Annotated in this window: 20 protein-coding genes; 12 read left to right on the forward strand and 8 right to left on the reverse strand. The window is 42.3% G+C overall.

Annotated elements, in window-relative coordinates; genetic code table 11:
- Positions 1 to 58 precede the first annotated feature (58 nt).
- Both AACX33_RS07820 and AACX33_RS07825 read right to left on the reverse strand, forming a co-directional pair.
- Positions 59 to 1,558, reverse strand: a complete 1,500-nt coding sequence (locus tag AACX33_RS07820) for an NADH-quinone oxidoreductase subunit M (RefSeq protein ID WP_193997690.1) — start codon at positions 1,556 to 1,558, stop codon at positions 59 to 61.
- Positions 1,559 to 1,602: 44 nt separating this feature from the next.
- A complete protein-coding gene (locus AACX33_RS07825; protein WP_193997689.1) occupies positions 1,603 to 3,459 on the reverse strand; it encodes an NAD(P)H-quinone oxidoreductase subunit F in 1,857 nt (618 codons plus the stop codon).
- A gap of 662 nt (positions 3,460 to 4,121) precedes the next feature.
- On the opposite strand from AACX33_RS07825, the gene AACX33_RS07830 reads away from it, so the two are divergent.
- From AACX33_RS07830 to AACX33_RS07860, 7 genes are all read left to right on the forward strand, one after another.
- Positions 4,122 to 4,430 (forward strand): carbon dioxide-concentrating mechanism protein CcmK, encoded by a 309-nt coding sequence (locus AACX33_RS07830; RefSeq protein WP_006194885.1) that lies wholly within the window; start codon positions 4,122 to 4,124, stop codon positions 4,428 to 4,430.
- A 93-nt stretch (positions 4,431 to 4,523) separates the two neighbouring features.
- Entirely contained in the window at positions 4,524 to 4,868 is a 345-nt protein-coding gene (locus AACX33_RS07835; protein ID WP_006194886.1) for a carbon dioxide-concentrating mechanism protein CcmK, read from the forward strand.
- Between the two features lie 6 nt (positions 4,869 to 4,874).
- Positions 4,875 to 5,177 (forward strand): EutN/CcmL family microcompartment protein, encoded by a 303-nt coding sequence (locus AACX33_RS07840; RefSeq protein ID WP_089092369.1) that lies wholly within the window; start codon positions 4,875 to 4,877, stop codon positions 5,175 to 5,177.
- Positions 5,178 to 5,277: 100 nt separating this feature from the next.
- A complete protein-coding gene (locus tag AACX33_RS07845; RefSeq protein ID WP_193997688.1) occupies positions 5,278 to 6,948 on the forward strand; it encodes a ribulose bisphosphate carboxylase small subunit in 1,671 nt (556 codons plus the stop codon).
- A 74-nt stretch (positions 6,949 to 7,022) separates the two neighbouring features.
- The gene (locus AACX33_RS07850; RefSeq protein WP_193997687.1) at positions 7,023 to 7,775 is read left to right on the forward strand and encodes a transferase; all 753 of its coding nucleotides are present in this window, start codon (positions 7,023 to 7,025) and stop codon (positions 7,773 to 7,775) included.
- 47 nt (positions 7,776 to 7,822) lie between these two features.
- A complete protein-coding gene (locus AACX33_RS07855) occupies positions 7,823 to 8,623 on the forward strand; it encodes a BMC domain-containing protein (RefSeq protein WP_193997686.1) in 801 nt (266 codons plus the stop codon).
- Positions 8,624 to 8,897: 274 nt separating this feature from the next.
- Positions 8,898 to 9,851, forward strand: a complete 954-nt coding sequence (locus tag AACX33_RS07860; protein ID WP_193997685.1) for a LysR family transcriptional regulator — start codon at positions 8,898 to 8,900, stop codon at positions 9,849 to 9,851.
- 159 nt (positions 9,852 to 10,010) lie between these two features.
- On the opposite strand, the gene AACX33_RS07865 is transcribed toward AACX33_RS07860, so the two are convergent.
- Both AACX33_RS07865 and AACX33_RS07870 read right to left on the reverse strand, forming a co-directional pair.
- Positions 10,011 to 11,234 carry a nucleotidyltransferase domain-containing protein gene (locus AACX33_RS07865; protein ID WP_193997684.1) on the reverse strand — a complete coding sequence of 408 codons (1,224 nt, stop codon included), beginning with the start codon at positions 11,232 to 11,234 and terminating at the stop codon, positions 10,011 to 10,013.
- A 12-nt stretch (positions 11,235 to 11,246) separates the two neighbouring features.
- On the reverse strand, positions 11,247 to 13,043 hold the full coding sequence (locus AACX33_RS07870; protein WP_193997683.1) for an ABC transporter ATP-binding protein: 1,797 nt from the start codon (positions 13,041 to 13,043) through the stop codon (positions 11,247 to 11,249).
- A gap of 334 nt (positions 13,044 to 13,377) precedes the next feature.
- Here AACX33_RS07870 and AACX33_RS07875 point away from each other — a divergent pair, with 334 nt between their 5' ends.
- The 5 genes from AACX33_RS07875 (at position 13,378) to AACX33_RS07895 (ending at position 19,625) form a co-directional block, all read left to right on the forward strand.
- Positions 13,378 to 15,219, forward strand: coding sequence for an asparagine synthetase B family protein (locus AACX33_RS07875; RefSeq protein ID WP_193997682.1), 1,842 nt, complete (start codon positions 13,378 to 13,380; stop codon positions 15,217 to 15,219).
- 28 nt (positions 15,220 to 15,247) lie between these two features.
- Positions 15,248 to 15,418 carry a hypothetical protein gene (locus AACX33_RS07880; RefSeq protein WP_193997681.1) on the forward strand — a complete coding sequence of 57 codons (171 nt, stop codon included), beginning with the start codon at positions 15,248 to 15,250 and terminating at the stop codon, positions 15,416 to 15,418.
- A gap of 500 nt (positions 15,419 to 15,918) precedes the next feature.
- Positions 15,919 to 16,908 carry a serine/threonine protein kinase gene (locus AACX33_RS07885; RefSeq protein ID WP_227788667.1) on the forward strand — a complete coding sequence of 330 codons (990 nt, stop codon included), beginning with the start codon at positions 15,919 to 15,921 and terminating at the stop codon, positions 16,906 to 16,908.
- Positions 16,893 to 18,140, forward strand: coding sequence for a hypothetical protein (locus AACX33_RS07890; protein ID WP_193997680.1), 1,248 nt, complete (start codon positions 16,893 to 16,895; stop codon positions 18,138 to 18,140). The genes AACX33_RS07885 and AACX33_RS07890 overlap by 16 nt, the downstream gene beginning before the upstream one ends.
- 228 nt (positions 18,141 to 18,368) lie before the next feature.
- The gene (locus tag AACX33_RS07895; protein WP_193997679.1) at positions 18,369 to 19,625 is read left to right on the forward strand and encodes a cytochrome P450; all 1,257 of its coding nucleotides are present in this window, start codon (positions 18,369 to 18,371) and stop codon (positions 19,623 to 19,625) included.
- Here AACX33_RS07895 and AACX33_RS07900 read toward each other — a convergent pair.
- The 4 genes from AACX33_RS07900 to AACX33_RS07915 are packed head-to-tail and all read right to left on the reverse strand — an operon-like array spanning position 19,605 to position 22,072.
- The gene (locus AACX33_RS07900; RefSeq protein WP_193997678.1) at positions 19,605 to 19,832 is read right to left on the reverse strand and encodes a Nif11-like leader peptide family natural product precursor; all 228 of its coding nucleotides are present in this window, start codon (positions 19,830 to 19,832) and stop codon (positions 19,605 to 19,607) included. The genes AACX33_RS07895 and AACX33_RS07900 overlap by 21 nt on opposite strands.
- Entirely contained in the window at positions 19,832 to 20,341 is a 510-nt protein-coding gene (locus tag AACX33_RS07905) for a lasso peptide biosynthesis B2 protein (protein ID WP_193997677.1), read from the reverse strand. Before AACX33_RS07905 ends, AACX33_RS07900 begins: the two co-directional genes overlap by 1 nt.
- Positions 20,313 to 20,600, reverse strand: a complete 288-nt coding sequence (locus AACX33_RS07910; RefSeq protein WP_193997676.1) for a PqqD family protein — start codon at positions 20,598 to 20,600, stop codon at positions 20,313 to 20,315. The genes AACX33_RS07905 and AACX33_RS07910 overlap by 29 nt, the downstream gene beginning before the upstream one ends.
- Positions 20,601 to 20,647: 47 nt before the next feature.
- Positions 20,648 to 22,072, reverse strand: coding sequence for a sodium/glutamate symporter (locus AACX33_RS07915; protein ID WP_193997675.1), 1,425 nt, complete (start codon positions 22,070 to 22,072; stop codon positions 20,648 to 20,650).
- Positions 22,073 to 22,205: the final 133 nt, after the last annotated feature.

A 22,205-nucleotide genomic window follows, 5' to 3' on the forward strand; every position in this document is an offset into this window, starting at 1 on the left:
CTACGTGAACGACTTCGCTCAGGGTAAATTTTTGATTTTTGACGAACGCCCTGCGGTGCTAATCCCCAGTCCCCTTCTCTAAGGACACCGCAGCTACTACATTGTGGGTATTAACCATTGCGGTGATTGTCGGTTCAGTCCAGCGGACTAACCAAGCGGGTTGAATGCCGAAAATTACAATTAATACTGCTAAGATTACGGCAGGTATGCGATCGCTCCAAAATACGCGAGGTAAGTTGGAAACTTGTGCAGATAATCGCCCAAAGAAGGCACGATCCATCAGAATTAGGAAATAAACCGCAGTTAAGCCTGTACCAATCATAGATATGAGGGTCTGCACGGGAAAAACTGGATAAGTACCTCGAAAAACGATGAATTCGGAAATGAATCCCACCAAACCCGGTACACCAGCGCTGGCCATGACTCCTAAAATCATTAAACTCCCAATTACGGGCAAACCCCGTTCTGGGTTCAGCAGTCCTTTAATCACATCTAAGTCGCGGCTACCAGCTTTTTTGTAAACAACCCCCACTAGCAAAAACAGCAGTGCCGAAATCAAACCGTGGCTAATCATTTGCATGACAGCGCCCAAGGTGCTTAAAGGTGTAGCCGCCGCCGCCGCTAGTAGTACGTAGCCCATATGTCCAATTGAACTGTAGGCTACCATTTTTTTCATATCGGTTTGAGCGATCGCACAGGATGAGCCAAATAGTACACTGACTACAGCCCAAGTCGCCAACCAAGGAGCTAAATAAGTCCAAGCTTCTGGTAACAAGTTCATCCCAAACCGCAGTAAGCCATAGGTTCCTAACTTCAATAACACTCCCGCCAACAATACAGAAATGGGTGTAGAAGCTTCAACGTGGGCATCTGGTAACCAGGTGTGAAAGGGAACCAAGGGAATTTTAATCCCAAAACCGACGAGAATTCCCCCTAGCAGTAATAGCTGCGTTGTCAAAGACAAAGTTGAGGTATTCAAACTTGATAGTGCAAAGCTAGAAGAACCACTCAGCCAAACCATACCCAGGAAACTGGCCAAAATTAAGATGCCGGAAACAGCCGTATAAATCAGAAATTTTGTGGCTGCATAACTGCGTCTTGCACCGCCCCAAATGGCAATTAACAGATATAGAGGTATTAGTTCCAGTTCATAAAACAGGAAAAATAAGAGTAAATCTTGTGCCAAAAATGCTCCTGTAACCCCAGCACTTAACAGCAGGATTAAGGAGTAATAGAATCTCGGACGTTGAAGGGATTCATCGCTGCTGTAAATGGCAATACAAGTTAACAGTCCATTCAAAACCAGCAACGGCAAAGATAAACCATCTATTCCTAGATTATAGGTCAAGCCCAAAGAATCTATCCAGGGGATAAACTCGGCAAACTGTTGATTGACTTGTGCCGGATTGAATTTTATTGCTAGTAAAATTGTCCACAATAAAATGATCACGGCGAAGAGCAAAGCCACTCTGCGAGAAAGTTTCCCACTCATTTGGGCAGGCCAGAAACCGATTAAAGCTGCACCGAATAACGGCAGTAAAATTAATGCACTCAGCATAGGCAGAACTAGGTAAGATGAGACAAGAAGAAAACAAAAATTATTTAAAAGGGTAATTTATCTAGTAGACCTAATGACCAGCTAATAAAAAATCCCAAGACGCTAATCACTACGAGGATGGTCAACATATACCCCTGTGATTGACCAGAAATGCTGTATTTTAAACCTTGTCCGCCGAGAATTGTGGCAAATCCTACCAAGTTTACAAAACCGTCAACGAGATAGCGATCGCTCCACGCAGAAAACTTCGATAGCAGGGCGACTGCATTGACTATGGTTAGCTTATAAATTCTATCAATGTAAAAATCATAACCCAATAAGTCCTGCATGAATCTCCAGACCAGAATTCTGGATCGTGACCATGCTTTATGCAGATACAGTGTAGACCCGATAGCTACGCCGATGAGAGTCGAAGAAAGTAGCAGTAACAAGATGTACCAATCAAGACTTTCCCAATTGGGCAGCAGAAACCATTGCTGTAACATCAGGGGTAACAATAAAGTTACTACAGTTAGTGACACCATTGGCAATGCCATCTGCCAGCCAACTTCCGGGGAACGGCGGGTTTTCTGCTGCGGTTTACCCCAAAATATTAATCTGAAGACTCGCGTTAAGTTCAAGGCTGTTAAGCCGTTGACTAATACTAAAACGGCAATTACCCAAGGGCTAACATGAACTAAGCCGTCAGCCCATGCCAGCATAGACCAGAAGCTGCCTAATGGTAACAGTGTGACCATGCCCGCAGAACCGACAATAAAGGCTGTGGTGGTGGCTGGCATCCGTGACCACAATCCACCCATTTCTGTTAAATCTTGGGTGCTAGTGGTGTAAATGACTGAACCTGAACTCATGAATAGTAGGGCTTTAGCGATCGCATGAGTTAACAGCAACATTAAGGCCACACCACCTTGCTCTAAACCCACCGCCAAAAAGACTAAGCCCATATATGCACTCGTGGAATGAGAGAGCGCGCGCTTAATATCAGTTTGTGCCAGTGCTACTAAGCTTGCACCAATTGCCGTCAAAGTTCCAAGCACAACTAAGGTGTCTAACGCAACTGGGGATAAAGCTAATATTGGCTGAAGTTTATACAAAATATAAGCACCACCACCTACCACCAGGGAATTACGCATCACTGAAGCCGGATTAGGCCCTTCCATTGCTTCATCTAACCACAGGTGTAAGGGAAATTGAGCGCATTTACCCGCCGGCCCCGCAATCAATGCCAAACCCAGTAAACTCGATGTCAGTGGACTTAAATTAGCCGTTTGCGCCCATTCATATAAGTCAGAAAAATTCAAACTCCCGGCGATAGTCGAAAGCACCACTACACCCATTAACAGCAGCAAATCTCCCACCCGCTTAGTTAAAAAGGCATCTCGCGCCGCAGTCACCACTAGCGGTTGAGCATACCAGAAGCCCACTAACAGGTAAGTAGAAAGGGTGAGAACTTCTAAAAGGGTATAGCTCAAAAACAAAGAATCACTAATGGCTAAACCAGACAGCGCCATTTCAAAAAAGCCAACTAGGGCAAAGAAACGTGCTAGCGACCAGTCCTTTTCCATGTAACCCAGGGCATAGACTTGTGCTAACAGACTTAATCCTGTAATTAAAACTGTAGCCCCGATGCTGACCGGTGAAAGTTCCAAAGCAAACGATAAGTTAAAATCCGCAGCTTGAAACCAGTTAATTACCAAAATTTCTGTTTCTTGATCCCAAATGTGCTTAAATACCAACAGACTATGGGCAAAACCCGCAATAGTCGTTAACAAGTTAAAATATGCCGCCGGTCTAGGGCCTGTACGCTTAATGATTCCCATTGCCCAGGGCAAAGTTACAAGTGCGCCAATTAAGCTATAAAATGGCACCCACCAACTTATTGAAAATAGAAACTGATTCATTGAGATTTTCCTTGACGACTCAGCCTTGATTTTTCTTAAAGATCCTGACAACAATCATTTACTAAAAAAAATAGTTAACCCAGATAAATTCTATAGTTTTTTTAAGTATTTCTTGCCTAAATTTTGAATGTCTATTTTTTATTTAGCTTACCTTATTAGGTTATAGTTAAATATAACTTTACATATTTAAAAGCATTTACTCCTATTACATCATTTGTAATTATAAAATTCTATTTCTACTTTCAGCAAATAAATTTATGCGATATATTTAAAAAAGTTATATATCTTTTACGTAATCGTTGTTTCCCTTCTCAAATCGGGCAAACTTAGAGATAGCATAATATACAGCCATCAATAGACCCTTGGCGGAGTTGATTGCCATAGCTATGAATGTCATTTTGTCAATGTAATAAAAAAATAATAAAGCATAAGCGTCTGCTCTAGGAATTGATCAACTTCGATAGAGCAGAACGAGGTATAAATATTTGTTAAGTTTTTTAAAACTATTTTATCATAAACTATTATACTAATTTATATTGCCAGGAAGACCAAGCTTTCCTATGCTTAATATTAGAAGTGTTTTTATGGCTCAATATGCAGCCCTTCCCGTTAAACATTTCACAACACAGTACTGATCGAATTCAAATTTTAGGAGTTCTGCGATGCCAATTGCAGTTGGAATGATTGAGACTAAAGGCTTTCCAGCAGTAGTAGAAGCTGCTGATGCGATGGTGAAAGCCGCCCGTGTTACGTTAGTAGGATATGAAAAAATTGGTAGCGCTAGGGTAACCGTGATTGTGCGGGGAGATGTATCTGAAGTACAAGCTTCGGTTTCTGCCGGCGTTGAAGCGGCCAGGAGAGTTAATGGTGGTGAAGTATTATCAACTCACATCATTGCCCGTCCCCACGAAAACCTAGAATACGTCTTGCCGATTCGGTATACGGAAGCTGTAGAACAGTTCCGAACTTAAAAGCTGATAAAACAAACAAAGTAAAAAACGGGGCTGCTTTCGGGAGCGCCACTTTTTTCAAGGGTTAAAAACTTTAATTCAGGATTAGAACTAATGTCAATCGCAGTAGGAATGGTAGAAACTCTGGGCTTTCCAGCAGTAGTGGAAGCTGCTGATGCGATGGTGAAAGCCGCTCGTGTTACTTTGGTGGGCTATGAAAAAATCGGTAGCGGTCGAGTTACAGTCATCGTTCGAGGTGACGTTTCCGAAGTGCAAGCTTCCGTGGGTGCTGGAGTAGAATCAGTCAAACGAGTTCACGGTGGAGAAGTGTTATCTACCCATATCATTGCTCGTCCCCATGAAAACTTGGAATACGTCCTACCAATTCGCTATACCGAAGACGTAGAACAATTCCGGGAAAATGTAAACGCGATTCGTCCTTTTGGTAGAAGACCGTAATTCGTAATGCAAATTGCCAAAGTTCGTGGCACAGTAGTCGGCACACAGAAAGATCCAAGTCTTCGAGGTGTCAAACTACTGTTGTTGCAATTAGTCGATGAAGAAGGAAATCTCCTGCCAAGCTACGAAGTAGCAGCAGATACCGTAGGTGCAGGAGCAGATGAGTGGGTGCTTGTCACTCGTGGCAGTGCCGCTCGTCAAATTCTCGGTAACGAACAGCGTCCTTTGGATGCAGCAGTAGTGGCGATTATTGATACCATTCACTTGGAAAATCGCCTTATGTACAGCAAAAAAGAGCAGTATCGATAGTCATTAGTCATTAGTCATTAGTCATTGCTCATTAGTCATAAGTTTGAGGCCAATGATGAACAGCGAATGACAAAAAGCTTAATTCAGGAGGAATCTCGCAATGGTAGTCCGCAGCACGGCGGCACCCCCAACCCCGTGGTCGAGGAATTTAGCCGAGCCAAAAATCCATGAAAGCGCATTTGTACATCCGGCTTCCAACATTATTGGAGATGTCCGGATAGGCGCAAATGTAATCGTCGCTCCGGGGACCTCGATTAGAGCGGATGAAGGTACACCTTTTTTTATTGGTGAAAATACTAATATTCAAGATGGTGTAGTAATTCATGGATTGGATCAAGGCCGAGTAATTGGCGATGACCAAAATAAATACTCGGTATGGGTGGGAAAAAATGTTTCTATTACCCACATGGCATTGATTCATGGGCCGGCTTATGTAGGAGATGATGCCTTTATTGGTTTTCGTTCCACTGTATTTAACGCCAGAGTTGGTGCAGGCTGCGTCATCATGATGCACGTTTTAATTAAAGATGTAGAAATTCCTCCAGGTAAGTATGTACCTTCGGGGTCAATCATTACTAGTCAGCATCAAGCTGACCGTTTGCCAAATGCTGAAGTTGAAGATCAGCAGTTCGCTCATCATGTGGTTGGGATAAATCAGTCCTTAAGAACTGGTTATCTGTGTGCTGCGGATAGTAAATGTATTGCACCCATTCGGGATGAGATTGCTAAATCTTATACAAATACTGGTATTACTGTTTTAGAGCTAGAAAGGAGTAGTGAAGTGTCGAGCAATAGCTTGGGTGCAGAAATCGTAGAACAGGTACGTTATCTTTTAAATCAAGGATTTAAAATTGGTACTGAACACGTAGACGAAAGACGTTTCCGGACTGGTTGTTGGCAAAGTTGCCAACCCATTCAACCTGGATCAATGGGTGAAGCGATCGCATCTTTAGAAAGTTGTCTAAGAGATCATAGCGGCGAATATGTCCGGCTATTTGGCATTGATAGTGGTAGACGGCGCGTGTTAGAAACCATTATTCAACGCCCTGATGGTGTAGTGAGTGCGATTAAATCGAGCGCTTATACAGCTACTAGTAATGGTAATGGTAATGGTAATGGTCGTTACAGTAGTAATGGCAATGGTCACGTTGCCAGCAGTGGCGCACTGAGTAGCGAAACCATAGACCAAATTCGTGGTTTGCTCTCAAGCGGTTATAAAATTGGTACAGAACACGTAGATGAGCGGCGTTTCCGGACTGGTTCTTGGACCAGCTGCAAGCCCATCGAATCAACTTCCATAAATGAAGTGATTGCTGCCTTGGAAGAATGTATCGAATTGCACCAGGGCGAATATGTGCGCTTAATCGGAATTGATGCCAACGCTAAACGGCGGGTTTTAGAAAGCATTATCCAAAGACCAAACGGCCAAGTTACCCCATCTGATCCCAAAAAATCCTTTAGTAGAGCAAGTTCTGGCACTGCTACAGCCACCGCCACCGCTACCAGTACCAAATTGAGTTCGGAAGTGGTAGACCAAATCAGGCAAATTTTGGCTGGTGGTCATAAAGTTAGTGCTGAACACGTAGACCAAAGACGCTTCCGTACAGGTTCTTGGTCTAGCTGTGGTCAAATTGACACCAGATCCGACAGAGAAGCGATCGCCGTCTTGGAAGGATACCTCGCTGAATATCCCGAAGAATATGTGCGTTTGATTGGTATCGACACCAAAGCCAAACGCCGAGTCTTAGAGACGATTATCCAACGTCCTTAAATAGAGAGGTTAGTAGGCTTCGCCACTCACCACTCAACACTCATATTTTTCCGGCTTCCGAGGTTAAAATTTCCATGTCTGTGCCGCCACTGCACCTCAGCAACAACTTCGACTCTTACACGAGTGGCGAGGTGACTATTCATCCTAGCGCAGTACTTGCACCTGGAGTGATACTTCAAGCGGCTGTAAACAGCAAGATGATCATCGGCCCAGGGGTTTGTATTGGTATGGGGTCAATTCTCCAAGTTAGCGAAGGAACCCTAGAGGTAGAAGCAGGAGCAAACTTGGGAGCCGGTTTTTTGATGGTTGGCAAAGGCAAAATTGGCGCAAATGCTTGTGTAGGTTCAGCAACCACAGTTTTTAACTGTTCTATTGAGCCGGGAAAAGTCATTCCCCCAGGCTCAATTTTGGGAGACACGAGTCGGCAAATTGAGCAAACACAACAACTGGAATCATCCACTAATAATGGATCTGAGACCAGTCATGAAGAACAGCCAGAAGCAGAAAATAGTTTAGATGCAGATGAAGAGACAGTCATGTCCTCAACTACTATCTCAGCAACGACTTACTGGAAATTCAAACACCAGTCTACTTCCTCTTCTGAGTCTTCGCCTACATCGTCAAGCCAGCCTCCACCTGTAGAAGAAAAAACCAAAGCTACTAATTCCATTCCCCAGAAACCAAAATCTAGTCAGCCTCCCACTGAATCGCCTAATAGTTTCGGGAATCAAATTTATGGACAATTAAGTATAAATAGATTATTAGTTACATTATTTCCCCATAGGCAAAGCTTAAATGACTCCATTTCTGACGATCACTCTGAGTAAGTGTTAATTGTTAGTTGTCGGTTTCGTGAGTAACTTGGAAAATTCACATGGAAACATCTAATCAACACGCTCTTAGCACAATTCGGAAATCCCGCCGTCGAGATAGTCTGAAAAACACTGCTTTAGGTTTAGTCTCTACCAGCAGCTTTCCCGCCATAGTCGGGACAGCAGATATGATGCTGAAATCGGCTGGGGTTCACTTAGTGGGGTATGAAAAAATCGGTAGTGGCCAATGTACAGCTATTATCAGGGGTGGAATTGCCGATGTCCGTCTGGCGGTTGAAGCTGGTGTTCAAACTGCTGAACAATTTGGTCAATTGGTTTCTAGTTTGGTAATTCCTCGGCCTTATCCTAACCTGGAGATAGTCCTGCCTATCAATAGCCGCCTGAGTAAATTGATGGAGGAAGGTAATCAAAGCAGTTTAAGTAACTTAGCCATTGGTTTAGTCGAGACGCGGGGCTTCCCGGCGATGGTGGGTGCTTGTGATGCTATGCTCAAAGCGGCTGATGTTCATTTAGCAGCTTATGAAAAAATTGGTGCGGGTTTGTGTACAGCCATTATTCGTGGCACTGTGGCCAATGTAGCTGTGGCCGTAGAAGCGGGAATGTTTGAGGCAGAACGCATTGGGGAATTGAACGCAGTCATGGTGATTCCTCGACCACTGGATGAAATGGAGAATACTTTGCCTTTAGCCAGTTGCTGGATTGAACACCGTGAACCCTTGAATATACCTGTAGATGTGGAAGAACAGGTGGCTGAAATAGAAGTGCTACAGTTACCTGATTTATCCCAAATCCCAGCAAAGTTTGCCGAAGAAGTGACCGAAGAAATATGGAAGGATGAATGATGAATTACGAAGAATAAATGATCCATTGTCGGCAATTATCATTTAAATTTCGGCATTCAACATTCATCTTTAGTTGGAAGGCATCTGACGCTTTGCTTGTTGTTTTGATAATAACTTGTGATTACCATAAGTAAAACAAGTTTCTTTTAATAACGTTAATAGAGTTTTATCTATACTAAAATTCACAACTTCGTATGAGTGATTCGGCATCATTGGCAAGTGTTCAGTGATACTAGATTTATAGATATAAATCGCTATTAGAGGAGAATCACTCTTGAACCAAGCAACGCTACACCAGTTGAAAGTGTTTGAGGCGGCAGCACGGCACAGTAGCTTTACTCGTGCGGCTGAGGAATTATTTCTGACTCAACCCACTGTCTCCATGCAAATTAAACAACTTACAAAATCGGTAGGGTTGCCATTATTTGAGCAGGTGGGAAAACGTCTATTCTTGACAGAAGCCGGAAGGGAATTATTTGCTACTTGTCGGCAGATTTTTGAAACTATCGCCCAGTTTGAGATGACTGTGGCGGATTTGAAAGGTTTAAAACAAGGGCAATTACGCTTGGCTGTGATTACAACAGCAAAGTATTTTGTCCCTCGTTTATTAGGGCCATTTTGTCAACTTTATCCAGGAATTGAAATTTCTTTACAAGTAACGAACCATGAACGCATCTTGGAACGGATGGTCAATAACATGGATGACTTGTACATTATGAGTCAAGTCCCAGAAAATCTAGATGTCAGCTATGAGCCATTTTTAGACAACCCCTTAGTAATGTTTGCACCGGTTAATCATCCCTTAGCAAAAGAGAAAAATATACCCATAGGAAGATTGACAAATGAACCTTTTATTATGAGGGAACCGGGTTCAGGAACTCGCCGCGCTGTGCAACAACTCTTTGAGGAACATGGTGTGAAGGTAAAAGTTAAACTGGAATTGGGCAGTAACGAGGCAATTAAACAAGCGATCGCAGGTGGTTTAGGAATTTCTGTTTTATCGCGTCATACCTTAATGCCAGACTCTTCTGAGTTCAGCATTTTGGATGTAGAACACTTTCCTATTAAGCGCACTTGGTATATGGTGCATCCACCAGGGAAACAGTTATCTATTGTTGCTCGGACCTATTATGAGTATCTCCTAGAGGCAACAAAGAAGTTTGCTGAGGAAACTGGTTTTTCTGCTTACCCTAAACTTGAGGATATTCCAACTAGCCTTGGCGACTAGAAATCGCGGCTACACAGACCAAACCCAGCGACCTGGGTTGTCAGTATTACCGAATTAAATAGTTCTCGGCATTTCAGCAAGGAATTAACCCCTGTTGGTGGGTTATAACTCATCTCAAACCTGATGAGAAAAAACTACGGGTCTCAACCTAGAAGAGGTTTAGAGGTTTATGTCCTTTAACCCTATTTTATAGGTGAGCAATAATCTGAATAAACGTAATGGATAATATAAAAAATAAAGATATTTTGGCAAAGGAAAGGGCAACATTAATTTATCTTTTTCATTAATATTAAAAGCCACAAAGGCAAGATATTTAATTTGATTTTGATTATTATATAACGACATTCTTAGCAGTTGGATTTTTCCCCAGTTTATGGAAAGATCGCTATCATTTGGAGTCTCGCTGAAAAATTGCTCAGAGATTTCTAAAGTCGTTGATTTTAATGAAGGAAGTACCCTAATTTTTTCAGATACTTCCTTGGGAAGGGATATTTCTAATAAATGATGAGCCATAATCAAAGATACTAGAAAAGTTTTTTCATTGCCCAATTTCTGCATTTCCTCAAAAAAAACTTGCCAATCTTTTTCCGTACAAAGTTTGCAAAGTTCGGCAATATCACAAATCCTTTTGAAAGACTTCCAATTCTCCTTAATTGGTTGTACGCAAGCAACTAACAAGGCATCACTAACAGAAAGATTAGGAACGGTTTTACCAGCCAGAGATAGGCTAGTCAAGTGTTCCCAAAAGGGTTCTGTATCAAGTGTAAACAAAAAATCCCTGGGAGTAATGCCATAATGCAAATCAACACCCACCAAACCATCATCTCGGATTAGTTGAGCTTGGACATAAGCTGCTTCATGTTCGCCAAAATATTTGTGTTGATATCCATGACGAATAAGCAACTCTTTGGCTCTGAGAAAGTCCTGCTTTTCGACTAAAATATCTAAGTCAGATATATTTCTTAATATCAAGCTGCCATAAGCAAACTGACCGAAAACAGGACCTTTGAAAGGAATTGCAGAGATATTCTGAGCAGCAAATAAATCCAGCAGCTTAAGTAGTTCTGTCGTCAAGAACATATTTCGGGAAGCATTAGCTTGGAAACATTGCTGGAGTTGATGCAGAATATTCTTAGGAACAGCTTTTGGACATATCAGCTTCAGACTTTGATAAAGTAGGGGTATTATTTCGTTACGAGCAGCTATACGCAGTAAATAATTCCAATCTAACTCTTGTTCGCTTAATTTTTGAATTTTTTCTGCTGTGACAGCGTTGATACAGGTTCTGGAACAATATAGTAATAGTTGAATTTCGGGTCGATGAAATATTTGAGAATTTGGATTGTTCTTCTGGGGTTGATTTGTTTGTAATAAAGTAGTCATAGTTATCAATAATTATCTATAATGTTTGGCTTGAGTTTCAAATAAACGCGCATAAGTTCCTCTGTGTTGTATTAACTCTTCATGAGAGCCACATTCGCTAATTTTGCCATCTGTAATTACAAAAATTCTATCAGCCATTTTCACAGTAGAAAGCCGATGACTGATTAAGATTGCTATTTTACCCCTAACAACTTGACGAAACTTGTCAAAAATTTCAGCTTCGGCTTTAGGATCTAAAGCACTACTTGGTTCATCTAAAATGATGATAGGCGCATCACGGAGAAACGCTCGTGCTAAAGCTACTTTTTGCCACTGACCAATACTTAATTCTTCTCCTCCTTCAAACCATTTACCCAGCATAGTGTCATAACCTTGGGGTAACTGGGAAATCACTACATCAGCACCAGCATCACGAGCCGCATTTTCAATTTGTTTAGACTCAGGTAAAATATCGAGATTACCTAACCAAATATTTTCTTTGGCTGTGAGGTGATACTGCACATAGTCTTGGAAAATGACACTGATTTTTCGACGTAAGTCTGTGGGTGAAAATTCCCGGATATTGATACCGTCAATGGTGATATTGCCTGCTGTTGGATCGTAAAGTCGGCAGAGTAGTTTAATCAGAGTAGTTTTACCTACTCCATTCTCCCCTACTAAGGCAATAATTTCTCCAGGAGCAATGTTAAAATTTATATCTTCGAGGACAGGTCGTGTACTTTGAGGATAATGGAAGCGGACATGATCAAAATCGATACCTGTTTTGAATTCAGAAGGAATGGGTTTGGGTAATGGTGGTTCGGTGACATTAGGCTTTAAATCTAAAAATTCAAATAAGTTAGTTAAAAATAAACTATTTTCATAAAGTCCGGCTAAACTACTAAGTAACTGACTCAAAGATACTTGTCCTCGTTGAAAGGCTTGGTAATACATTATTAAGCTACCTAATGTAATAGCTCCCAGAAGAGTCTGGTAAGTGATGAAAGCAGATAGGGCAAAAATCACCAGAGTACTACCTATTTGAGCGATAATTTGTTTCAGAGAACGTTGAATTTCTAAATTCAATTTTTCTTGGCGAATTTGCTTTCGTAGTTTTTGAAACCGACGGCGAAATAAATTACCAAGGACTAATAAACGCATTTCCTTGGCATAATGTAAAGAAGTAAGCATAAAGTTAAAGTAACCAGCTTCTCGCTCTTTGCTAGTTAAAACTTTTTGTTGGTTATATGTTTTACCTGCATACTTCATGCGTACTAATAATGTGGGAATAGCCGTAATTAATAAAATAATTCCTATTGCCCAGTGTAAGGAAATTAGTAGGGCGGCCATTGCTACCAATGAAACTGCACTTTGAGCTATCTGTACTAGATGTTGTAGGATCTGTGGTGGAATATGGGATGATTGTTGTTGAGCGCGGTGTAAAGCGTTGTAATATTGAGAATTTTCGTAATATTCTAAATCTGCTGCTATGGACTGAGCATGGATTTGATCATGAATATGGTCTATTACTATCTGAGATTGCGCTGTGTTTGTTAATCCAGAAAGTGACTGAGCGATATTTTGAAATAAAGCTACAACCCCGGATATTAATATCAAAAGTAATAATTGCTTAAAAGTCTGGAGAGGGTTGGGAGTCGCAATATTCTCAGTCAGGGTATCTACTATCAACTTCACCAGGTAAAGAGAAAGTAGGGGTAATATTCCTTGGATGAATAAAAATATGATACTGAAAATTGTCCATAGGGGAGAGCTTTGCCAAACTAATTGGATTGCTCTTCGGAGAGTATGGATAAGTTTTATCAGAGACATTCAAATTTTAAACTGTTACGTGCGATGGTTTTTCTGTTGTTTTTATCGAAAAAATTAGCTGTCTGAGAGGATGTTTGTAAAGTTTAATTTATTATGAGCCTCGGCGACTAGAAGTCGCGGCTATACAGACAAAACCCGCCGGCGCGGGTTAAAACTTTAATTCTTCATTAGTCCAGGTCGGTAAACTTCCCTACGGTCAGCCGCTACGCGTCATACTTATTTAGTAGCAAATTATATTCGCCCAGAAGTTTTATTTTGTAATTAGAAGTTTCTAATTGTGTTAGCAATACAATGTATCATATTGAACTTATCATAAACAAGGCTGTTTGATTTTATGAGCGGTTTTATTGGTATTTTCAACAGTAATGGTCAACCCATCGACCCAGCGCTGTTACAGCAAATGACTGATTTGATGACACCTCAAGCACCCGATGCCCAGGATACCTGGAGTAACGGTTCTATTGGTTTTGGTCACGCTTTGTTGCGGACTACTTGGGAATCAGAAAAGGAACGCCAACCCCACAGTTTGGATGGTAATCTTTGGATTACAGGGGATATTCGCTTAGATAGGCGCAGGGAGTTAATTGAGCGGTTGCGTGCCTCTGGATGTAGTGTAAATAATGACGCACCAGATGTTAATTTAGTTTTATATACCTACCAAGTGTGGGGAGATGCTTGCTTAGAACGACTGAGTGGGGATTTTGCCTTTGCTATTTGGGATAGCCGCCAGCAACGCTTATTCTGCGCCAGGGATCATTTTGGTATTGTGCCTTTTTACTATGCAGAAATGGGCAACAGCCTGATTTTCAGCAATCATATCAACCCCATTCGCTTGCATCCAGAGGTATCAGATAGGCTGAATGAAGCGTCAATAGCCGATTTTCTGCTATTTAGCATGAATCTGGATGTCGCCACTACTACCTTTGCCGATATCCAAAAGTTACCCCCTGCCCACACCCTAATTTGTTCGGAAGGTAGAGTACGCATCCGGCGTTACTGGCAGTTACCGGAAGCGGTGGAACGCCTGAATTATCAGCGCCCGGAGGACTATATTGAGCAGTTTCAGGAATTGTTTGAACGGTCAATTGCCGACCGATTACGAACTAATAGTGCTGGGACTCATTTGAGTGGGGGTATGGACTCCACCAGTATCGCTGCTACTGCCTATAAATTAATGAAAGCAACGGGTTCTCCTGTGGATTTTCGGGCTTATACAATAATTTATAAACAACTGATTACCGACGATGAAGGGGACTATGCTACACAAGTTGCTGAGATGGCGGGTTTTCCCCTTGAGTATTTAGTGGCGGAAGATTACATCCCGCAGGCTCCTCCCCAAGACCCAGAATACCTGTATCCCGAACCCTTACTAATTCCCACCCAAGTGGCTGAAGTGGAAATTACACGGCGGATATCTGGGTATAGTCGGGTATTGTTAGCTGGGTTTGGGGGAGATCCGGCATTTGAACCAGTCCCTAATGAGCAGTATAATTCGGTACATAATCAGGATTTCATGCTAAATCCCTTGGGTTATATCCGCTCTCTGCGCCGTCAGTTGGGGTTGGGTACACGGTTGCGTCAGTTGCTGGGAATCAAGCAGCCAGGACAGAAAAAGAGGGAGTTACCTGACTGGTTTAACCCAGATTTTGCTGAACAAATGCAATTGGAAGCCCGACTGCAAGACAGATTAACTGGTTCACCACAGAGAGACCGCTACGGGATGGCGACTGCTCCCCTATGGTCTAATATATTTGCTTGGTCAGATCCGGGCTTTAGTGGTTTTCCCGTGAAGGTGCGCTTTCCATTTTTCGATTTGCCTTTGGTATTATTCCTGCTGTCTGTGCCGCCGAAACCTTGGTTTGAAAATAAATTCCTGCTCCGGGAAGCTATGCCAGGTATATTGCCCGATTCCGTGCGACAGCGACCCAAAACACCTCTGAGAGGTTTTGCTCATTACAACTGGGTGCAGCAGCAAGGTATCCAGCCCTGGATGGTAGAATTAGTAAACACTTCGGCTCTCACACCCTATGTGAAAGCTGAACGCCTATTGCCAAAACTACAAAATGTTGTAAAACTTACACCTATTAAATATAATCAGGTAATTCCAACTATGCAACTGGCATACTGGCTGCGCCATAAGCCTTGTTTAGAGGTAAATAACCGACCGATTTTATAACTATAAGCTAAAATTGAGGAGCCAAACGATGTCTCAAATATCTACAAACCAATCTAATTCTGCGAATCACAAGCCATACCATACCCCCGAACTGCGAAAATTTGGCAATATTAAGAATCTGACGCTGGCTAGTCCCACTTTCAACATAGATGGTATCGATGGTGGTGGTAGTGCGTTCCCTAATGTATATGCATCGTAATTAAAACGTCTAAGACCCTGTTGGCGAAATCATATCTTCATACCTAAACACTTTATTTTGGTGGAGATTGGGCAGAGTGTAGCGAAACTCAACATTACCATCAAGGTTGATTTTCCCAAATGTTAAATTTAACGAAACATTCGCCAACACCATCTTTTTGATAAACTGCCATTAGAGGTTGTTTGAAAAGGGTCGCTTGACCTCACTTTTGGCACAACTAAGTATCTCGGTAAGGGCTAAAACCTTGATTTATCGTCTTAATTAAGCCCAATCGGAAGGTCAAATTATACCTTCTCGGACTTTTCAAACATCCTCTTAGACATCTGGTGAAAAAGAATTGAGAGACGTTTCATGAAACGTCTCTACAAGGGTTCTGGATAACGCATATTTAAATTCTGTCGATTTCTATTGCACCCAATCGGCTAACAAAACTCAGTAAATATCCATATATTGGGTCAAAATAACTAACCTATTTTGCCTCCTACAAGTAAGTATTTTTGATGAAATTGAGTGAATCTTTTAGATATAAAGTTTATGGCTTAACGCTACAGGTAAATCAACCTCTGACGGGTTTAATCGCTGCAAAGAGTGATGCCCCCGTCGATGTTTGGGTCGATTTGAATGGAGAATCGCAACCGTCGTCAGCAGAAATAGAGACTATTTCATCTGGTCTGAATGTGCTATCTAAAGCCGATGGCACTTATTTCCATCTCTGGTTTCGCGGTGACGGACAACTTGATTTCTATCTTGATGCTGGAGGCAGTCACATCTCGGCAAATTGGACTTGTGCGCTACTAGAAGAAGTGAATGCGCTGTTGTTGGGGCAAGTTTTAGGCTGTGCTTTGCGGTTACGGGGAACACTTTGCCTTCATGCTTGTGTGGTGAAAATTGATCAGCACGCTGTTGCTATTGTGGGTGAATCAGGGGCGGGGAAATCAACGACGGCGGCGGCTCTGGCTAAGGAAGGATACTCTATTCTCTCGGATGATATTGCAGTTCTCAAGGACGACGAGCAACATTGGTTTGTACAGCCGGGATATCCGCGTCTACGGCTTTGGCCTCAAACAATTCATGCCCTATACGGGTCAGAATCTGATTTGGAAAGGATTTTCAGCTTTTCTGAGAAACGTTTTGTAGAGTTAGTTGGCAACAGCAGTGAAACTGTGTGGAAGTTTCACAGTGACCCCCTACCATTGGCAGCTATCTATGTGCTGGGAAAACGTCATCCTGAATTGGCAGCCCCGATGATTGAGACTATTTCTCCAGCAACTGCGGTGATGACTTTGATGACTCACCGTTCGGTCAGCCATTTAAAATTAGGTATGGATAAACAAGCACAGGAATTTGCTGGTCTTAGTCGCGTAGCAATGACTGTACCCATTCGGAAGGTCTCTCGCAGCGATAGTTTGACAGCATTGCCTCAATTGTGTGATGCCATTGTCAATGATGTGGGTAATATCACGTTGTTAGAGCAATGTACTCAACTTTAGTAGAATCCCTTGATGTTTTATTGGGGACGGGGATAAAATCACCGTCTTTAGAACATTTAATTGGTCAAGATGCAGCATTAAGTTTAAAAGCATTGGCGGGTAATTTAGCACCGATTTTTCAAGGTGGTTTTGAATGTCGTCTTAGTGCTAATGCTACCCAGGTAGATTTGCAGCAGTGCATTGTCTGCAATGAACAAGAATTGGATTTGTTGCAAGAGTTCATGGAAGTGGCTATTTCCACCTGTGAGGAAACAGCATATCCGGAATGGTTGCGATTACGGGATTTTTTGGCTGAATGGCGGTCATGTCTGGAGTCAATTCCGGAGATTTGGTTGGAGTTTGATGTTGATAAAAATTATGGAACCCCACCCCCAACCCCTCCCCGCCAGCGAGGAGGGGAGATAACGCAAGGGTTTGGCGACCAAAATCTGGGAAACCTACTGCCAATCTCTCACAGCCAGGGAGGAGGGGAGATTAAGCAAGGTTTCGTAAGTATTCAACCAGATTTGATATCATCATTTGTTCTGCCTCTCCCGGCTATTTTCTTCGGTTTGCCCCAAGAAGTATCGCCATCAGTTGAAACCTATGGAATTGCGGCACAATCTCTCAATTTACTGCTCGGTGATTTAGGATGGTCTGGGTGGGAAGATAATCTCTATCGCTGCTTTGCTGCTTGTCCTGATGGTGCATTTGTCAGTCACATCGGCGTGATGTTATCCCGAAATTCACCGGCTTTGCGAGTCAATGTCAAACGTTTACAACCCCATTTTCTGATTCCCTATTTGCAACAGATTGGTTGGCAGGGGGACACAGTTAAAGTGGCAGAATTGATGGAAGAATTGTTTGCTTTAGTTGACCGGATCACAGTTTGTCTGGATGTAGGTGATCAAATTTACCCACAGATTGGCTTAGAATGTATTTTCCTCAATCAACCTGACTCAGAATCTCGCTGGGCTATTTTCCTTGATTATTTAGTCGAACGAGGATTGTGCGAAGTGCAAAAGCGAGAGGCATTGTTAAACTGGCCTGGTCAAATCAATCCCCTTAATTCTCCAGCACCTTGGCCGCATAATTTGATTGCTGCTTCTGTTTTACAACAGAGGGAACGCTTCACTGTCTTTGAACGCCGCTTGAGCCACATTAAAATTGTTTCTCAATCACAAAGTCCTCTTGTAGCTAAGGCATATCTTTGGTTTCAACATCAATGGTTATCGGGAGCAAGCAAAATATGAATGTAAATTCTGAGGTCAAGTTTGATTTAGATAGTTTTTATTCTGGGGAATCTATTCAGGAATGGAAACAGATTATTGGTGAGGAATTTTGGTGAGGAATTACAGTACCACTTTGGGTATTTTCGCGATTCGGAAGATTTAGAAACGGGTTTAAAGCAAACTATAAGGAATTTTTATCCCTACATTACTCCCGGTGCGCGGGTTTTAGATATTGTAGCAGATTGAGAGATGAATATGCAAAGTCAAAGTGAAAGTATAGCTCCACCTTTACCATTTAATCCGCGATCGCCAGAGTTCCGGGCTAATCGCTATCCCACCTATGATTACCTGCGGACGCACCACCCCATTTACTATCGTTCTGAGGGAAATGATTGGGTGCTGACGCGCTATGCTGATATTTCAGAGGTTCTGAAAAATCCTATCTTTGGTCATGCACAGAAAAGTATCGTTAGCCTAGAGACAGGAACCCCAGCGCCCATAAACAACTTTCTCGGTCTGCGTCAGGAAAGTCAAAGATTAATGAAGTTGTGGTTGGTGCGACAAAATCCACCCACCCACACCAGAATTCGTCCCTTGTTGCGTAGTGCCTTCACTCAATCGCATATTCAAGCATTGCGATCGCACATTCAGACAACTGTTGACGACCTGATTGATCGGGTTCAAGACTTGGGGAAAATGGATATTATTAACGATTTAGCTTATCCGCTCACCCTCGGCTTAAACTGTAAAATATTGGGGATTCCACCACAACAATGGCATCCGCAATTTAAACAGTGGTCTGTGAGCCTATCTTTATCTTTGGATTTGGACGTGACCCCGATTGCTAATGAGCAAGGTTTGCTGGCGATCGCTGGTTTAGCGGAATACTTCAAAAGTTGGATTGCTCAAAGCCGTACTTGTTCGCAGCCGCAAGATAACCTCATTAGCACTCTAATTCAAGCAGAAGCTGAGGGTCAATTGAGTGCAGAAGAACTCTTAGCAAATTGCATCTTAATATTTGCGGCCGGTCACTCCACAACTGAGAATTTAATTGGCAACAGTATACTCACATTACTGAATCATCCCGAACAGTTACATTTACTACAAGCTGACCCATCCTTAATAGAAACAACTATTGCTGAAGTGCTGCGCTATGAAAGTTCAGTTCATAGTATTCCACGTACAACACTATCTGATATCGAACTATCAAATCAGACAATTCGTCAGGGAGAGATAGTTCATTGTATTATCGGGGCTGCCAATCGAGATCCCGCCCATTTCCCCAATCCCAACCAATTTGATATTAGACGCAAACCTAATCCCTATCTTTCGTTTGGTCAAGGAATTCATAGTTGTATCGGGATACACTTAGCTAAATTAGTAACAGAAATTGCCGTAAATATAATAGTGAGCCGTTTACCTGGGTTATCATTAGCAACGGAATCTTTAGAATGGGAGGATTCTTTTATGGGACGTGGTTTGAAATCATTGCCGGTTGTCTTCTAATCTAGAGTTATGGAGTAACCAGCGCATCCCCCAATCGTGTTTGTGTGCTGTTTTCAGTTCTTCAACTGTGAAGGTGAGATTGAATTCAGCGCCAAGTTTGACAAAACTTGCTAAATCAGGGTGGTTGTTGAGAGCTAAAAGTCGGCTTTTTAGCCCTTCATCCATCCGTAGTTGTTGGATAAATTGTAGTGCAGTTTGGACAGACATCAACTCTCTCTACTGGGAAAATTAACTTCAATGGGACGATCAAACATGGCAAAGCGATCGCGCACATTTTGAGTATCATTGAGGACAAAACCTTCATACTCCACCCAAGCATGAGCCTCAAAACTCTCTGCGTCCCTTTTTACCCCAATCCGCAATTCGCTGTTAATTCCTTGGTGACGCAACAAACCCCACAGCACTAGGGACTTTTGCAGACATTTTGCCCAAGGTTGACAATATCTGGCTGCTAACTGCACCATGCTAATTGTCTTGATAATTTTACAGGAGCGATCGCGTAAGCGCTGACTTGTCAGTTCGCTATCTGGAAGCACTATTTTTCCAGGTGGTAACATTCGTACTAAATCAGATTGCGTGCGCTTTAATCCCCCAAATTTTAAGGATAGAGTCACTAGGGGGAAAAACAGAAGTGCTTGCAATAACAGCCAGCGGGAATTTCTATCCAGTCCCCAAAAACTGCGTAATTTACGTACCGCTAACTTCAACCAGTCCATTGGCTAATAATTCTTCAATGAGATTTTCTACATCCTGCTGTAACTGTTTTGACTCTACGCCATACTCAGTTACCAATACATCTATAGCAGACTGGATAGAATCTTTATCTGTCAAGGTTTGCCAAATCCGAGTTCCCACATCATCCAAGCCAAAATACTCCTCAGTTTGCAGGTTAAGTAAAACTGACTCCCCTGCCAAGTCTTGAGCTAATACATTCGGTGCAGGCGATATTTTACAGTCTAATGAAAGTTGGATCATTATCTTTAAATACACGACAGTTATTTGTCTAAAATTATGACACTACTTCAATCGCTTTGCTTACGTAGTTGCTTACAGTTATAGAAACCGAATATCAGCCAAAATGCCAGGATAAATGATGTTAATAGCAAAATTGGTATGGAGCCAAAATTAGCAATTAAAAGCGGTGCGGCGGCGGTAAATAAGCCTCCACCCACAATAGGTTCAAACAGCAATTGTTTATAAGCAAAACTCTCAAACGCACCGGAACGGTTATCTGGGTCTACCATTCGCAACAGCAATAATCCCGTGGAAGTCACACCCATCGATTGTCCCAGATCACCAATACCACGTTCAAACCAGTAAAAAGGTAGGAGATGGGGGCCTAAAAATATAAAGGCACAGACATTCCAAGCAATACCAGCAATGGATAAAATCAGGAAAGGAGCAAGATTATCTCCCAGTACAGAGAGGGAAATACTTGCTAGGGCGGTGACAATTGTAATATCTAACGCCAGTCCACCAATGTTTTCCATCAGGGGACGACTAATTAAATAGGTGCGTCTGGTACGCATAAGTATATACTGCACAATCATTCCCCCAATCAGGGCGATGGGGAATAGCGGTACGTAAGAAATCAGTTCCACTCCACCTCTACCCCAGGTGATTGATTCAATAAAGCGCAAAGCTTCTAAAATTAGCCAGCCGAAAGTGATCGCTAATCCGACAAAACCGAAGTTGAGTGATAATGGATCAATTAGTAAGTCGCGGAATAAATTTTTTCTCGCAATTGTGACACTTGGTTCTTCTTCTGGTAGTTCGTTCTCTGTATTTTCCAGATTATCTAAAGGTTCGCGGCTGACTTTGATACGTCCAGTTCTGCGTCCCCAGTGGATCAAAATTGTCCCGGAAATCACTCCAGAAACCAGCCCTACTGTGGCTAAAGCTAAAGATAAATCAGGCCCGGCGGTAAAACCCAATTCTGTAAAAGTTGCCGCCATCCCGGCTGATGTCCCGTGTCCCCCTTCAAAGGCGACTTCAATTAAACAAGCGACTATGGGCGGTAAACCAAAAACTGGTGTCAATATGGTGATTGCTAGTATTAATCCTACTACGTATTGACCCCAGGCGATCGCTTGACCAAAAGCCACTTGTGGGGCAGCTTTAGTCCAAAATTGCTGCAAAGTAGGAACATATTGACCCAGAAACAGGGTAGCAAAAACAATATTAATAAAGATACCAGGAGACTGCGACCAAACCGCCTGGACATTTTCGGTAAATATGCCTTGAACAAGGGGAGATTTGGGATTTATTGCTTGGACAATTGCACCCAAAGCACTTTTACCCAGAAGTAAGGCAATAATACCAGCAACTATGGAACTGGGTATGTAGAGCGATCGCAATATTCCCAGGCGCTGTCTGATTAACCGCCCCACGAGGATTAATATAGCGATGAGAATATAAGCCCAGAAGACATCTATCAGTTTGAACATGGCAGTTTGTAGCAGTTGCCTCTAGTAGCTTTGGACAATGAGAGGATCAATTTGTATCTAATGATTCTCTATGAGTCTGGGCATCTTGGCAACAGTTGAGTATGTATAGAACCCATTTGGGATCTTGGGAGAA

Origin of the sequence: Nodularia sp. LEGE 04288 (assembly GCF_963896525.1) — a bacterium.
Classification (GTDB): domain Bacteria; phylum Cyanobacteriota; class Cyanobacteriia; order Cyanobacteriales; family Nostocaceae; genus Nodularia.